Annotated in this window: 10 protein-coding genes; 6 read left to right on the forward strand and 4 right to left on the reverse strand. The window is 67.9% G+C overall.

Annotated elements, in window-relative coordinates; genetic code table 11:
• Positions 1-81: 81 nt before the first annotated feature.
• A complete protein-coding gene (locus BKH33_RS13240) occupies positions 82-705 on the reverse strand; it encodes a superoxide dismutase (protein WP_003780409.1) in 624 nt (207 codons plus the stop codon).
• 181 nt (positions 706-886) lie between these two features.
• Here BKH33_RS13240 and BKH33_RS13245 point away from each other — a divergent pair, with 181 nt between their 5' ends.
• On the forward strand, positions 887-1,330 hold the full coding sequence (locus tag BKH33_RS13245; protein ID WP_003780413.1) for a hypothetical protein: 444 nt from the start codon (positions 887-889) through the stop codon (positions 1,328-1,330).
• Positions 1,331-1,376: 46 nt separating this feature from the next.
• On the opposite strand, the gene BKH33_RS13250 is transcribed toward BKH33_RS13245, so the two are convergent.
• Positions 1,377-3,035 (reverse strand): DEDD exonuclease domain-containing protein, encoded by a 1,659-nt coding sequence (locus BKH33_RS13250; RefSeq protein ID WP_256700284.1) that lies wholly within the window; start codon positions 3,033-3,035, stop codon positions 1,377-1,379.
• Between the two features lie 189 nt (positions 3,036-3,224).
• On the opposite strand from BKH33_RS13250, the gene BKH33_RS13255 reads away from it, so the two are divergent.
• From BKH33_RS13255 to BKH33_RS13270, 4 genes are all read left to right on the forward strand, one after another.
• A complete protein-coding gene (locus BKH33_RS13255; protein WP_003780434.1) occupies positions 3,225-4,103 on the forward strand; it encodes a lysophospholipid acyltransferase family protein in 879 nt (292 codons plus the stop codon).
• 160 nt (positions 4,104-4,263) lie between these two features.
• Complete coding sequence (locus BKH33_RS13260; protein WP_003780483.1) at positions 4,264-5,493, forward strand: pyrophosphate--fructose-6-phosphate 1-phosphotransferase; 1,230 nt, start codon at positions 4,264-4,266, stop codon at positions 5,491-5,493.
• Between the two features lie 241 nt (positions 5,494-5,734).
• On the forward strand, positions 5,735-6,679 hold the full coding sequence (locus tag BKH33_RS13265) for an Abi family protein (RefSeq protein WP_003780425.1): 945 nt from the start codon (positions 5,735-5,737) through the stop codon (positions 6,677-6,679).
• A 96-nt stretch (positions 6,680-6,775) separates the two neighbouring features.
• The gene (locus BKH33_RS13270) at positions 6,776-8,125 is read left to right on the forward strand and encodes a class II 3-deoxy-7-phosphoheptulonate synthase (protein ID WP_232621559.1); all 1,350 of its coding nucleotides are present in this window, start codon (positions 6,776-6,778) and stop codon (positions 8,123-8,125) included.
• A 76-nt stretch (positions 8,126-8,201) separates the two neighbouring features.
• Here BKH33_RS13270 and pknB read toward each other — a convergent pair whose 3' ends face one another.
• Together pknB and BKH33_RS13280 are read right to left on the reverse strand one after the other, a co-directional pair.
• The gene (pknB, locus tag BKH33_RS13275; protein ID WP_003780416.1) at positions 8,202-10,226 is read right to left on the reverse strand and encodes a Stk1 family PASTA domain-containing Ser/Thr kinase; all 2,025 of its coding nucleotides are present in this window, start codon (positions 10,224-10,226) and stop codon (positions 8,202-8,204) included.
• Between the two features lie 100 nt (positions 10,227-10,326).
• On the reverse strand, positions 10,327-11,487 hold the full coding sequence (locus BKH33_RS13280; RefSeq protein ID WP_003780414.1) for a polyprenyl synthetase family protein: 1,161 nt from the start codon (positions 11,485-11,487) through the stop codon (positions 10,327-10,329).
• A gap of 221 nt (positions 11,488-11,708) precedes the next feature.
• Here BKH33_RS13280 and BKH33_RS14315 point away from each other — a divergent pair, with 221 nt between their 5' ends.
• A complete protein-coding gene (locus BKH33_RS14315) occupies positions 11,709-13,376 on the forward strand; it encodes an RNA polymerase sigma factor (protein WP_003780440.1) in 1,668 nt (555 codons plus the stop codon).
• Positions 13,377-13,441 lie beyond the last annotated feature (65 nt).

Genomic DNA, 13,441 nt, shown 5'->3' on the forward strand with positions numbered 1-13,441 from the left:
TGGCAGCGCCAGATATGGCTGTGGCCGCCCCCCTCAAGGGGTGCGGCCACAGCCATTCTCGCGCTGTTCCGGGGATGAGCCTCAGCGGACGATGAGGCCCTGGGTCCTGGCGACGGCGTCGGCCAGACGCTCGGCGACGTCCTGCCAGTTGGCGATGTTCCAGACGGCCTTGACGTAGTCGGCCTTGACGTTGAGGTAGTCGAGGTAGAAGGCGTGCTCCCACATGTCCACCATGAACAGCGGGATGGTGCCCACGGGCACGTTGGCCTGCTGGTCGAAGAGCTGGAAGATGACGAGCCCGCCGGAGATGGAGTCGTAGGCGAGCACGGCCCAGCCCGAGCCCTGGATGCCCAGGGCGGTGGCGGTGAACTGGGCCTGGAACTTCTCGAAGGAGCCGAAGGAGTCCTTGATGGCCTCGGCGAGCTCGCCCTCAGGCTGGCCGCCGCCATTGGGGGAGAGGTTCTTCCAGAAGATGGAGTGGTTGGTGTGGCCGCCCAGGTTGAAGGCGAGGTTCTTCTCCCACAGGTTGATGGCACCCAGATCGCCGGCGTCACGGGCGGCGGTCAGGGCCTCCAGGGCGGCGTTGGCGCCGGCGACGTAGGCGGCGTGGTGCTTGTCGTGGTGGAGCTCCATGATCTTGCCGGAGATGTGGGGCTCCAGGGCGGCGTAGTCGTAGGGGAGCTCGGGAAGGGTGTACACGGCCATCAAGGACTGCCTTTCGGTGGGTGAGGTTGGCTTCAGTCCCGTCTCAGCAGGGGCGTTAGGACTGAAGTCCTGAACATGGCTCATGCTAGACGCGGAGGCTGGAAGAGGGATAGTGAGCCTCTGTGTGATTACACTGACCGCGGAAACACCGCCGTCCGCACCCGTCCACGAAGGATCCTCCATGACCGACCAGGCTGCTTCCACCCTCCTCGAGCTCCTCGTCTTCTCCGACGACGCCACCGTGCGTCAGGATGTCATCGATGGCGTCGGGCGCAGACCGGCCAAGGGGCTGCCGCTGGTGACTTGGACCGAGGCGGCCACCGCCGAGGGCGTGCGCATGGCCATCAAGGACCGCGAGAAGAAGGACCAGCCGCCCTTCGACGCTCTCGTCCTGGACGCCGAGGCCAAGAAGCTCGGCGGTATGGGGCTGGCCCACGAGCTGTTCACCGAGCTCGACGAGCGCCCTGCCGTTGTGCTGCTGACCGCCCGGCCCCAGGATGACTGGCTGGCCGCCTGGGCCAAGGCCGAGGTCGTCGTGCCCCGCCCCCTGGACCCGCTGAGCCTCCAGGAGGGTGTCGCCAAGGCCCTCACCGCCCGCCGCGGCACCGTCACCCCCGCCGGCTGAGCCGGACGTCGGCCACGCGGCGGTGGTTGGCTCACGCGTGGCGCCGTCAGTCCTCGGAGGCGAGGACCTTGCGATGGCGGGCGGCTGAGCCGATCGGCCACGCGAGTACCGAGGGATCGCCGTCGACCTCGACGATGCGGGCGCCGTCGTCCAGGACCCAGTCGGCTAGCAGGCTCGTCTCCTCGATACTCGCCACCTCACCGACGCGGCCCGGTCTCTCGACGACCCGGGCGCTGGCGCGCAGCAGCTCGACGGCGGGACGTGGGTCGGCCCCCGGCGCGGTCGTCATGGAGCCGGCCAGTACGCCCCAGCGCACCACCACCAGCTCCCAGCCGCCGACCTCGCGCCGGCGAGCCGCCATGAGATGCGGGCAGATCAGCAGCGGCCGTACCCGCTCGGCGCGCGCCACCGCGCGCAGCAGACTGCGCAGGCGGCTCGTCCAGGCCCCGGCCTCCTCGTAGCGCTCGGCCTGGGACAGTGCTGCGATGCGCTCCAGCAGGGGATCGGCCACGAGGTCGACCTCGCCCGACAAGGCGGTCAGCGCCTCGGCCGGCTCGGCCGGGACGTCCTCGCGGCGCACTCGGCGCATCTCGTGGCCGTCCCAGTGGCGCAGTCGCAGCACCGACTCGGCGGCGCGCAGGGCCTCCTGGCCTCGGCTGCGCGAGGCGAAAGGCCCGATCGCGCGACCGACCTCCTCCGTGGGCAGCACGGTGGTGAGTGCCAACCGGGGCTCGGCTCCCGGGCCTGAGCCCTGGGCCAGGTGGAGCCAGGGCCGGCGGCGCGGGGCCCGGGAGCGGCGGTTGACCGGTGGATCGAGCTCGGCGATCATCCGCAGCTCGCGCACCCGTGCCTCAATGAGCGTGGGTGTGGCAATGTGCCGCACGTTCACCGTCGTGTCCAGCATCTGCGCCACCTTGCGGCGCTTCTCCGCGGCGGTGAAGTAGGAGCGCACCCGACGTTTGAGGTCGGCGGCGCTGCCCACGTAGAGCACCTGGTCGGCCGCCGAGCGGAACTGGTAGACGCCTGGGCCGCTAGGCAGGGAGTCGGCCAGGCGGCTCTTGGCGCGGCGCCTGGCCGGGACCGGGTCGGAGGCGGTGGTCAGGTCCTCCAGGTGCGTGACGCCGAGCGGCGCCATGACCTCCAGGGCCGCGTGCAGGACGTCCACGGTGGCGCGCGCGTCGTCCAGGGCCCGGTGTGTGGGGCGGGTCCGGGAGCCCACGAAGGCGGCCAGCGTCCCCAGCTTGTGGTTGGGCACCTCGCTGCGGGTCCACGCCTTGCGGGCCAGCGCCAGCGTGTCCAGCACGCGGGGCTCGGGCCACTCCAGGCCCAGGGCCGCCGCAGCGCCGCGCAGGTGACCGACGTCGAAGCGGGCGTTGTGGGCCACGAGGACGACGTCGTCGGCCGGCAGGTCCGCCCAGGTCAGGAAGGCCTCCACGCAAGTGCGCACGCCGGGGGCGCCGGCCACCATGGCGTTCGTGATGCCGGTGAGCATGGTGATCTGGGCGGGGATGGCGACTCCGGGGTTGACCAGGGTGGAGAAGTCCGTCAGCACTTGCCCGCCGCGCACCTTGACGGCCCCGATCTCAGTGAGAGAGCGAGCGCCTGGCGCTCCGCCGGTGGTCTCCAGGTCCACCACGACGAAGGTCGCCCGCTCCAGGGGCGTGCCCATGTCGGCGAAGGACACCTGGGTCCCGACGGTGCTCACGGTCGCAGGCTAGAGGATGGCAGTGACACGCATCGTCTTCACCAGTCGGGAAGTCGGTGCGAGCAAGGTGGGAAGCACCCTAGAATCATCCCCATACCCGAGCGGCGCCGCCGGCTCCGGTGCCGTCCGTCTCCGATGGTGCAGGACCGTGTGGTGGCCGCCCAGTCAGCAGTTCACAGGAGGCCCCGCGTGGGATACGGACCCATCAAGGCAACAGTCGGCCCGGCCCTGGAGATGCTCTATCAGCCCTGGATCCGCGGTGAGGAGAACATTCCCACCGAGGGCGCGGCGATCCTGGCCTCCAACCACCTGGCGGTCATCGACTCCTTCTTCCTGCCGCTGCTGGTGGACCGCGAGGTCGCCTTCATCGGCAAGGCTGACTACTTCACCGGCAAGGGCGTCAAGGGCTGGGCGGTGAAGAACTTCATGAAGACCGTGGGCACGATTCCCGTGGACCGCTCCGGCGGCAAGGCCTCCCAGGCGGCGCTCCAGGCCGGCATCGACCGCCTGCGCTCGGGGCAGCTCTTCGGCATCTACCCCGAGGGCACGCGCAGCCCCGACGGGCGCCTCTACCGCGGCAAGACCGGCGTGGCCCGCATCGCCCTGGCCACCGGCGCCCCCGTGGTGCCCGTGGCGATGATCGGCTCCAACCTGGCCCAGCCGATCGGCAAGTCCATCCCCTCCACCCGCCACCGCGTGGGCATCGTCATCGGCGAGCCGCTGGACTTCTCCCGCTACAAGGGCCTGGAGAACGACCGTTTCGTGCTGCGCTCCATCACCGACGAGATCATGTACGCGCTCATGGCACTCTCCGGTCAGGAGTACGTGGACCTCTATGCCGCCGACGTCAAGAAGGCCATGGACTCGGAGAAGAGGACCGCCGACGAGGTTGTCACCGAGATGCTTGCCGCTCAGGCGCAGGCCCGTCCCTCGGTCGCTCCCGTGGCCGCGCCCGGTGGCCGCCCCGCCCCCGAGGTCTCCGTGCCCGAGCCGCCCGAGGACAAGAGCGGCAAGGACAAGAAGAAGGACAGAGCCTCCGACGACGAGGCCGAGCCCGGCGTCGAATAGGGGCGGCTGCCGTTGAGCGATTTTCCCGGCATCCTGAATCCGTGGTCTCGGTCCCTGTCAGCTGCCGCCGATGGCACGTAGACTGACGCCCGGTGCGGCACGTGCCGCCCGATCCGGCCGGGGCGCTGACCCCGAGTACCCACAACCCGAAAGGTTCCCGATGTCGATTCGTCGCGTCGCCCTGCTCACCGCTGGCGGTTTCGCCCCCTGTCTGTCCGCCGCCGTCGGCGACCTCATCGAGCGCTACACGCAGGTCGCTCCCGAGGTCGAGATCATCGCCTACCAGTACGGCTACCACGGCCTGCTCACCGGCAACTACATCGTCATCGACGACGAGGGCCGCAAGAACGCAGGCATCCTGCGCGACTTCGGCGGGTCCCCGATCGGCAACTCCCGCGTCAAGCTCACCAACGCCAAGAACCTCGTCGAGCGCGGCCTCGTCGAGGAGGGCGTCAACCCCCTGGAGTTCGCCGCCGAGCAGCTGCGCAAGGACGGCGTCGACGTCCTGCACACCATCGGTGGCGACGACACCAACACCACCGCTGCCGACCTGGCCGCCTACCTCCACGAGAACGACTACGAGCTCACCGTTGTCGGCCTGCCCAAGACCATCGACAACGACGTCGTCCCGATCCGCCAGTCCCTGGGAGCCTGGACCGCGGCCGACGAGGGCGCCGGCTTCGCCTTCAACGTCATCGGCGAGCACCGCTCCAACCCCCGCATGCTCATCGTCCACGAGTGCATGGGCCGCAACTGCGGCTACCTCACCGCCGAGACCGCCCGCCGCTACCACGACCTGCTCCAGACCAAGCAGTGGGCCCCCTCCCTCGGCCTGACCAAGGAGCGCTGGGACGTCCACGCTGTCTTCGTCCCCGAGATGAAGCTCGATATCGCCGCTGAGGCCGAGCGCCTCAAGGCCATCATGGATGAGCAGGGCAACGTCAACATCTTCCTGTCCGAGGGCGCCGGCGTCCCCGAGATCATCGCGGAAATGGAGGCCGCCGGCCAGGAGGTCCAGCGCGACCCCTTCGGCCACGTCAAGCTCGACACCATCAACCCCGGCCAGTGGTTCGCCAAGCAGTTCGCCGAGCTCATCGGCGCTGAGAAGGTCATGGTCCAGAAGTCCGGCTACTACTCGCGCGCCGCCCACGCCAACGCCGAGGACCTCGCCCTCATCAAGAAGATGTGCGACCTGGCCGTCGACTGCGCCCTGCGCGGCGAGTCCGGTGTCATCGGCCAGGACGAGGAGAACAACGACGAGCTCACCGCGATCGCCTTCCCGCGCATCGCCGGCGCCAAGCCCTTCGACATCACCCAGCAGTGGTTCACCGACCTCATGGCCGACCTGGGCCAGAAGGTCGAGCCCGCCGAGGCCGCTCCCGAGCACTGAGGCTGAGCCTGAACTCGAGTCGGTATTGGGTTACACACCCACTGCGGGGTTGGTGATGTTCGTCATATCGCCAACCCCGCAGTGGGTGTTCAACATGACGTGTAACTATCCAATGTCGAGGCCAAGTTTTGGGGTATGTGTACATGACATGAGACTCCTTTCCTGCTAGGATTAAGTTAATCGCCCCCCGGCCAGGCCTCCTCGAGAGGCAGACTAGGCCGGGGCCTTTTTTGGAGCAGGTATGGCTAAAAAATGGCTGAGTTACCAGGAGCAAGTTTCTCGACTTCAAGAACGAGGCCTTGTTGTTTCTGACACCTATGCTTGTGAGTCCTTCCTTTCTGAGGTCAGCTACTATCGTTTTTCGGGCTACTTCCGTTACTGGCAGAAAAATCCGAAGTATGGTGATGATCAGTTCCTCGATGGCATTAATTTAGAAACCATTGAAAATATTTATCGCAAGGAGTGTGAAGTTGCGGACGTCATTTTCGCTGCGATAAGGCGAGTTGAGATCCTAATTCGAACTAGATTTTCACACTCCTACGGGAAGTGTGTGGGGTCGGGGTGGAATCTTGTTCAAGGTGAGGGGCTTGCTTCTCCCGGATCTTCAAGCGGCCCAGATGTCAGCGACCATGTTCTACGAGACCTTAATCGGAGTAAAGAGGCTTTCGTCGGCCGTTACCGCGATAACGGCGAAGTGGACAATGGGGTCTTCACTATCGCCGCGTACCATGATCTTCCGGTGTGGGTGGCGGTCGAGGTGCTGTCTTTCGGCACCTTGTCTCGCTGTGTCGAAGCTTCCGCTGGTTCCGGAGTGCTTGACGATATTGCTGGCTCGCTAAATATATCGAAAGCGATTCTTCCTGGCCAGATTCGATCGTTCGTCTATCTGCGCAATCGCATTGCCCACAATGCGAGAATCTGGAATCATTCTGTGATTGATGCTCCAGCGCTTTCTGGAAATAGGAAGGGGAAGAAGCGGATTAAAAAGCGGATAGAGCGCAAGTATGGTAAGTTCGATCCAAGATCGGTATATTGTGTTCTAGTTGCTCTCGATGGGTTACTCGAGCATGCTTCAATTGATGGTGATTGGTTGCAGTCTGAGATTGCTCCTCGGCTTGCGGAAAATCGGTTTCTAGATCGAGGGATTCGTAGCCCTAGAAAATATGGTGAAATGGATCTTTCTTAGGGGGTATTTATGGTGAAGGTGTGAGCGTCCCCTCGCGTTTCGCGATGCGGCGCTGACGCCTGGCAATAACCCGACTGGCTTATGCTGACGGGCGTGATGAACGAGCTCTCTGCCGCCCGTACGGACGCCCAGGCCTCCGCATGGCGCCATCTGCCTGCCCTCCAGCAGCCCGCCTACCCCGATGAGACGGCGCTGGCCGGCGTCGTGGCGGACCTGCGCCGCCGGCCCCCGCTCGTCTTCGCCGGAGAGGTTGACTCCCTACGTGACCTCATCGCCCAGGCCAGCGCCGGAAACGCCTTCGTCCTCATGGGCGGGGACTGCGCCGAGTCCTTCGCCCACAACACGGCCGACAACATCCGCCTCAAGGTCCAGACCATCCTTCAGATGGCCGCGGTCCTGACCTATGGCGCCTCCATGCCCGTGGTCAAGGTCGGCCGTATGGCCGGCCAGTACGCCAAGCCCCGCAGCTCGGACACCGAGACCCGCGGCGATGTCACCCTGCCCTCCTTCCGCGGCGACTCCGTCAACGGCCACGAGTTCACCCCCGAGTCCCGCATCCCCGACCCCACACGCATGCTGGACGCCTACCTGCGCTCGGGCACCACCCTCAACCTCATCCGCGCCTTCACGATGGGTGGCTATGCGGACCTGCGTGAGGTCCACTCCTGGAACCGCGGTTTCACCGCCAACCCCGCCTACAAGCGCTTCGAGTCCTTCGCCGAGGAGATCGACCGGGCCATGCGCTTCATGGAGGCCGCCGGCGTCGACTTCGACGCCCTGCGCCAGGTCGACTTCTACGCCGCCCACGAGGCCCTCCTCCTGGAGTACGAGGACGCCATGATCCGCGAGGACTCCCGCACCGGGCGCCTCTACGACACCTCCGCCCACATGCTCTGGGTGGGGGAGCGCACCCGCGAGGCCGAGGGCGCCCACGTGGCCATCCTCGCCGGCGTCCACAACCCCGTGGGCGTCAAGGTCGGCCCCACCACGTCCCCCGACGACGTGCTCCGGCTCATGGACCGGCTCAACCCCGACGGCGTCCCCGGACGCCTGTCCCTCATCACCCGCATGGGTGCGGGCCGTATCCGCGAGTCCCTGCCGACGCTGGTCGAGGCGGTGCGCGCCGACGGTCGCCCCGCCACCTGGATCACCGACCCCATGCACGGCAACACCATCACCTCGGACAACGGCTACAAGACCCGCCGTTTCGAGACGATCCTCGATGAGATCCGCGGCTTCTTCGAGGTCCACCGCTCCCTGGGCACCGCCCCGGGCGGCATCCACGTCGAGCTCACCGGCGACGACGTCACCGAGGTTCTCGGCGGAGGCGAGCACATCGACGAGGCCGGCCTGGCCGAGCACTACGAGACCCTCGTCGACCCGCGCCTCAACCACCAGCAGTCCCTCGAGGTCGCCTTCGAGATCGCCGAGATGCTCAAGGGCTGAATGCCACTCTGGGAACCCGCCGTCGGCTCGGCGAGGCGTGGCCCGGTCCGGACTACACCGGGCCGGGCCACCGCCGTCAGAAGATGTTGATGGTGACTTTGGAGTCCGGCTTGACGCTGGAGCCCGGTGCGGGGTCGGTGGAGCGCACGGTCCCGAAGGGGCCGCCCAGGCGCTTGTTGACCTCCACCTTGAGCCCGGCCTCCTCGAGGGTCTTCTTGGCCTCGTCCTGGCCCTTGCCGGTCACGTCGGGGATCGTCACCTTCTCCGGTCCCTTGGAGATGGTCAGGTCCACCGAGTCGCCCTTGTAGTAGCCCGATGCCCCGGCGATGGGGGAGGAGGCGATGACGTTCCCCTTGGCCACGGAGTCGGAGTAGTCCTTGCTGACCTTGCCCTTCTTGAGCCCGGCGTCCTCCAGGGTCTTCTTGGCCTCGTCCTCGCTCTGGCCGGTCACGTCGGGGATCGTGGCCGGCTCCTTGCCCTTGGAGACCACGATCGAGATCTTCGCGGTGTGCTCAATGACCTTGCCGGCCTTGGGATCCGATGAGATGACCTTGCCCGAGTCGACGCTGGCCGAGTACTGCTCGGTGACGTCCCCCAGGGTCAGCCCCGCCCCCTTGATCACGGCACTGGCCTGGTCCTTGGTCTTGCCGACGACGTCGGGAACGGTCTTGGTCTCCACGCCCCGGGAGATGACGGCGGTGACGGCCTGACCGAGCCCCACCTTCTGACCGACCTTCGGCTGGCAGGAGACGACGCTTCCGGCCGGGACCGTGTCGGAGTAGGCCCGCGTCGGCGTTCCCCAGTCGAGTCCCTGCTTCTCCAGGGCGAGCTGCGCCTGGTCCTCAGACATGCCGACGATATTGGGCACGGGCACCCGCCGTCCCGGCCCCACCGTCAGGTACCAGGTGGCGCCGGCCCCGGTGCCCGCCACGGCCAGCAGCCCGACGATGATGGCGGTGCGCCGCTTGAGGTCGCCCGGGCCCCGCCCCCGGGTGGGGACGGCGGTCGTCCTCTGGGCGTCGGCCGCCACAGCCTTGCGCGACAGCGCCCGCGTCCGGCCCTTGGCGTCCGGTCCGATGGAACCGATGGGAAGGGAGACCGTGCGCATGCCGGCGTGCGTGGAGTCCTCGCTTGAGGCCTCGTCCTCACTCTCCTGGGGCTCGTTGTCGATGGCGGAGCGGGCGGCCTGGGCGTTGGCCGTCATGACCTGCTGGGTCCGGATCGAGCCGGTCCCGCCGCCACGGCGCACGGACAGCTCGGAGTCGGTGAGCTCGTCGACGACGTTGCGCAGCAGCGCCAGCGCCTCGTCGGCGTCGGCGGGACGGTCCTGCGGCTCGCGGCGCGTCATGGTGGCCACGAGCTCGTCGACGTCGGCTGGCATGTCGGGCACCAGCTTGGAGGGCAGGGGCACGTCCTCGTGGACGTTACGGAAGGCGATCTGGATGGGGGAGTCCGCGGTGAAGGGCTGCTCACCGGTCAGGAGCTCGTAGAGAACCACCCCGGCGGAGAAGACGTCGGCGCGCGAGGTGGAGTCCCCCGAGGTGATGAGCTCGGGCGCCAGGTAGGCGACCGTGCCCAGCACGTTGCCCGTCGTCGTCTGCGTGACCTCCGTGACCGCCCGGGCCAGACCGAAGTCGGCCACCTTGGCCACCGAGCCGTCCGAGGGCAGCAGGACGTTCTCCGGCTTGATGTCGCGGTGCACCAGCCCGGCCCGGTGCGCCGCTCCGAGCGGGCGCAGCAGTTGGGCCACGAGCCCTAGGGCCTCCTTGACCGACAGCGGCCCCGCCGCGATGAGGTCGCGCAGCGTGGGCCCCTCGACGTACTCCATGACGAGGTAGGCCACCCCGTCGAGGCTGCCCTGGTCGTAGACGGCCACCACGCCCGGGTTGGACAGGCGGGCCGCCGCCCGGGCCTCACGACGGAAGCGCGAGACGAAGTCGGGGGAGTCGGCCAGATGGACATGCATGAGCTTGAGCGCCACTGTCCGGTCCAGACGACGGTCGTGAGCACGGTAGACGGTGGCCATGCCACCGCGCGCAAGGCGGTCGACGATCTCGTAGCGAGAGTCGACCAGTCGACCGATGAGGGGATCTGTGACCACGGTGCGATTCTACGGTGCCGATGGCGCTGCGACAGCCGCTCCCCGGCTCAGACGGGTAGTCCTGCCCACCTGGCGGACACCGCTCGTTTCGTCTGCTATGTCAGGAGCTCCGGTGCGTCAGAAGGTCTGCCAGGGCCGCCAGGTCCTCCAGCGATGCGGTACTCACGACGCCCTCGTTCCTGAGCCGTTCCAGCGCCTCTCGCCCGGAATCACGGTGCGTGGTGATGATCTCCTCGTGGGCGGCGCGCGCGCCGCAGCCCTCGATCAGCGCCGCCGCCTCGGTGATCTGCTCCGGCGTGGCCTCGGCGTTGGCCAGGACGCTGCCGAGCAGCAGGCGGCCGGCGTCGTCGCAGCGCCCCCAGGTCAGGGCCAGCAGCACTGTGCGCTTGCCCTCGCGCAGGTCGTCTCCGGCCGGCTTGCCGGTGACCTGGGGCGAGCCGAAGACGCCGAGCTCGTCGTCGCGCAGCTGGAAGGCGATGCCGATCTCCTCGCCGAAGGCCGCCAGGTGCTCGGCGGTGGGGCTGCTCGGATCCAGCCCGGCCAGAAGAGCGCCGATGAGCAGCGGGTGGCGCACCGAGTAGCGGGCGGACTTGTGGCGCACGACCGACAGGGCGTCGTCGTGCATGTGCCTGGCCGCGACCGCGGGTTCCTGGCCCCAGGGCAGTGGCAGGTTCTCGCTGCGCACGTCCAGGAACTGGCCCAGGGCCACCTCGGTGGTCATGGCATCGAAGGCCGCCCGGGCGCGCCACAGGGCCTTGTCCGCGGGCTCGCAGGAGGTGTGAGTCCGCGCCAGGGCGCTCATCTCCTCGCCCGCCAAGGACAGCAGGAGGTCGCCGAGCAGGATGGCTCCGTTGGCCCCGAAGGTCTGCGAGGGCCCCAGCCAGCCACGGGCGTCGTGATCCCGGGCGAAGAAGCGGTGCGCCGCGGGCAGACCCCGGCGGGTATCGGCTCCGTCCATGAGGTCGTCGTGAATCAGGGCGCTGGCCTGGTAGAACTCGAGCGCAGTTCCCAGGCCGACGGCGTCGGAACTCGTGAGACGCTCGGCCCTGCGCTCCGGGGCGGTCAGGAGCGCACAGCCGACCGCGCCCAGTACGGCCCGCATGCGCTTGCCTCCGCCGAGGATGCTCCCGGCGGCGTCGAGCAGCTCAGGTGCGGCCTGGCCCAGGTCCTCCCAGCGCCGGCGGCAGCCGCTTAGAACCTCCTCCAGCCGGTGCTCGACGGCGGGGCGGACTCGGCTCAGGGCTGCAGGCAGAGTGCTCATGACGGCCAGGGTAGACGCAGGAGGCCGAGGAGGGCGGGCGTGCCGTCAACGGTGACTTCGCCGCCACGGGAAGCCTGCCACCGCGAAGATTAGGTGACGCTAAGTCGCTGGTGCGGAGCTGCTGGGGAATAAACGCTACAATTCTGGGGTTGTCTGCTGTGCCGGGACGGGTCCCCATACCCCGCCGCCGGCTGTCCGCCCGCCCACGCGAAAGGAACTCCGTGGCTTCTTCCACAGTGACGCGCTCCAGCGCCGAGCTCACTGACGACGTCGACGAGACCGCGCTCGACGACGAGGACTTCGACCTCGACGACGAAGGAGACGACGAAGGAGACGACGACACCGACGACTCCGACTACGACGATGAGGACTTCGACGACTCCGACGAGGATGACGACGAGGACTCCGATGAGGATGAGGGCCAGGAGGACGACGACTCCGAGGCACAGTCTGTCCAGGAGGACGACGGCCCCGCCCCTGAGCTGCGCGACTACTACCTGGACGTGAGTCTGGAGGAGAACGGCGACGGCTCCAAGCGCAGCCCCTTCAACACCCCGGCCTCGCTCAAGGGCGTTCGGCTGGCCCCGGGAGCGACGCTCTTCGTGCGCTCGCGCACGATCGTGGAGAACCTGGAGATCGCCGGCCACGGCACCCTGGAGGAGCCCATCACCCTGGCGCCCTACGGCCACGGCCCGGTGCCCCGCTTCGTCATCGGCGACTCCGCCCCCATGGTCGCGCGCGACTACCTGGCCCAGAATGGCTACATCTTCCGCGGATGGGTCATCAAGGGCATCAAGATGCAGCCCTCCATCGCGGCCCTGACCGGTGAGCTTGAGCGCATGCGCCGGGAGGAGGCGGAAAAGGCCGCCTCCAAGAAGTCCGGCAAGCGCGGCAAGTCCCAGGACAAGGACGGCTCCTTCACCGTCTCCGACTCCGATGAGGGCGACGAGCCCGCACAGCGGGTCGTCACCGCCGGTGCCACCGCGGACCCGGTCAAGGACTACCTCAAGCAGATCGGTAAGGTCGCGCTGCTGAACGCCGAGCAGGAGGTCGAGCTCGCCAAGCGCATCGAGGCCGGCCTCTACGCCGAGCACCGTCTGGCCGAGGAGGGCAACGACCTGCCGGCCAAGCTGCGCCGCGAGCTGCACTGGGTGGCTCAGGACGGCCAGAGGGCCAAGAACCACCTGCTGGAGGCCAACCTGCGACTGGTGGTCTCCCTGGCCAAGCGCTACACGGGCCGCGGCATGCTCTTCCTGGACCTCATCCAGGAGGGGAACCTGGGTCTGATCCGCGCCGTGGAGAAGTTCGACTACACCAAGGGCTTCAAGTTCTCCACCTACGCCACCTGGTGGATCCGCCAGGCCATCACCCGCGCCATGGCGGACCAGGCCCGCACCATCCGCATCCCGGTGCACATGGTCGAGGTCATCAACAAGCTCGCCCGCGTGCAGCGCCAGATGCTCCAGGACCTGGGGCGCGAGCCCACTCCGGAGGAGCTGGCCGTCGAGCTGGACATGACCCCGGAGAAGGTGGTCGAGGTCCAGAAGTACGGGCGCGAGCCGATCTCCCTGCACACGCCCCTGGGCGAGGACGGGGACTCCGAGTTCGGTGACCTCATTGAGGACTCCGAGGCCGTGGTCCCGGCCGACGCGGTGAGCTTCACCCTCCTCCAGGAGCAGCTCCACGCCGTGCTGGACACCCTCTCCGAGCGCGAGGCCGGCGTGGTCTCCATGCGCTTCGGTCTGACCGACGGTCAGCCCAAGACTCTCGACGAGATCGGCAAGGTCTACGGGGTCACCCGCGAGCGCATCCGCCAGATCGAGTCCAAGACCATGTCCAAGCTGCGCCACCCCTCGCGCAGCCAGGTCCTGCGCGACTACCTGGACTGACCGGACTCACCGGACAGGCGGGGAGCGCTACCGGCTCGCTCATCTCGACGGCGTCGGCCCCGGAA

This window comes from Actinomyces naeslundii (genome assembly GCF_001956585.1).
GTDB classification, from domain to species: Bacteria; Actinomycetota; Actinomycetes; order Actinomycetales; family Actinomycetaceae; genus Actinomyces; species Actinomyces naeslundii.

Coding starts and splice junctions, on each gene's coding strand:
- BKH33_RS13265 (WP_003780425.1), top strand. CDS start 5,735: ATGGCTAAAAAATGGCTGAGTTACCAGGAGCAAGTTTCTCGACTTCAA.
- BKH33_RS13270 (WP_232621559.1), top strand. CDS start 6,776: ATGAACGAGCTCTCTGCCGCCCGTACGGACGCCCAGGCCTCCGCATGG.
- BKH33_RS13280 (WP_003780414.1), bottom strand. CDS start 11,487: ATGAGCACTCTGCCTGCAGCCCTGAGCCGAGTCCGCCCCGCCGTCGAG.
- BKH33_RS13245 (WP_003780413.1), top strand. CDS start 887: ATGACCGACCAGGCTGCTTCCACCCTCCTCGAGCTCCTCGTCTTCTCC.
- BKH33_RS13240 (WP_003780409.1), bottom strand. CDS start 705: ATGGCCGTGTACACCCTTCCCGAGCTCCCCTACGACTACGCCGCCCTG.
- BKH33_RS13260 (WP_003780483.1), top strand. CDS start 4,264: ATGTCGATTCGTCGCGTCGCCCTGCTCACCGCTGGCGGTTTCGCCCCC.